Below are 1,122 nucleotides of genomic sequence, written 5' to 3'. Positions count from 1 at the left end.
GAGTGGGCTTTCGAGAAGTACTGGGTTCACGCAGAAAAGGGCGGCACAATCGAACAGGTTAAAGAGATAGATATCGAGGTATCTTCACATCTAGACGAGTACTGGAAAGACTACTCGATTGAATTTATTGAAAAGATGGCCGATAGCGACCAGCCGTTCTTCCTTTACCACTGCACGAGGGGAGCTCACTTTGACAACTATCCCAGAGACGAGTATGAGGGGTCGTCTCCGGCCAAGCAGGTTTACAAAGACACAATAGTCGAACTTGACGACATACTGGGTGAGCTGGTCGCAGCGCTCGAGAGAACTGGACAACTCGAGAACACACTGATTTTCATCGCGTCCGACAACGGCCCAGAGATGGAATCATGGCCGGACAGCGCTTATTCGCCGTTTAGAGGTGCGAAAGGTTCAACCTGGGAAGGTGGCGTCAGAGTACCCGCAATCTTCTACTGGAAGGGAATGATAGAACCTGGACGGGCCTCCGACGGCCTCTTCGACATTGCCGATATCTTCAATACATGCCTTACACTTGCGGGCGCAACCGATTCTATCCCTACAGACAGGTTTATCGACGGAGTAGACCAGACTTCATTCCTCCTAGCCGAGGAGGGACTCTCAAACAGGAAGTACATCTACTACTGGCTTATGAGCTACTTCTCTGCCGTAAGGGTAGCCGAGTACAAATACGTACAGTTTGCCGAATCGGATTCGGGAGAGGGAATCGTTAATCCCGGAGGCTTTACCGGTTACATAATGGCCTTCCCGTATTATCACCTGTACAATCTCTATCTGGATCCGAAGGAAGAACACAACGTCTCCATAAGAAAACTGGTTTTCACAGATCTCTTCTTGGAAGCCATGAAGAAACATATTGACACATTCCTTGAATATCCACCTGTAGTTGAAATCATTACGGGTCACTAGAACGAATAAGGAAATAGCTCGCATAGAGGGAGAGCAGTAAATGGCAGAGGGCGCAGTCGATAGGAGAACGAGGGAAAGTATAAATGCGTTTCACGTTATGGTCAAACCCACGGGAGCCCTATGCAATCTCGACTGCGCCTACTGCTTTTATTTGCATAAACAGGAGCTTATAAACAGCAGAAACGTTATAAGCGA

At 48.3% G+C, this 1,122-nt stretch carries 1 protein-coding gene and 1 pseudogene; both read left to right on the top strand.

The features are described from left to right. Positions 1–927, top strand: a 927-nt coding sequence (locus BG32_RS01790) for a sulfatase-like hydrolase/transferase (RefSeq protein ID WP_147434791.1), incomplete at its 5' end; no start/stop codon positions are given. Positions 928–967: 40 nt separating this feature from the next. Continuing rightward, positions 968–1,122, top strand: a pseudogene (locus BG32_RS17015) (anaerobic sulfatase maturase); the annotation flags it as partial.

It is taken from the genome of Mesotoga sp. HF07.pep.5.2.highcov (assembly GCF_003666285.1).
Classification (GTDB): domain Bacteria; phylum Thermotogota; class Thermotogae; order Petrotogales; family Kosmotogaceae; genus Mesotoga; species Mesotoga prima.
This window is presented reverse-complemented; position numbering and strand designations above follow the sequence as displayed.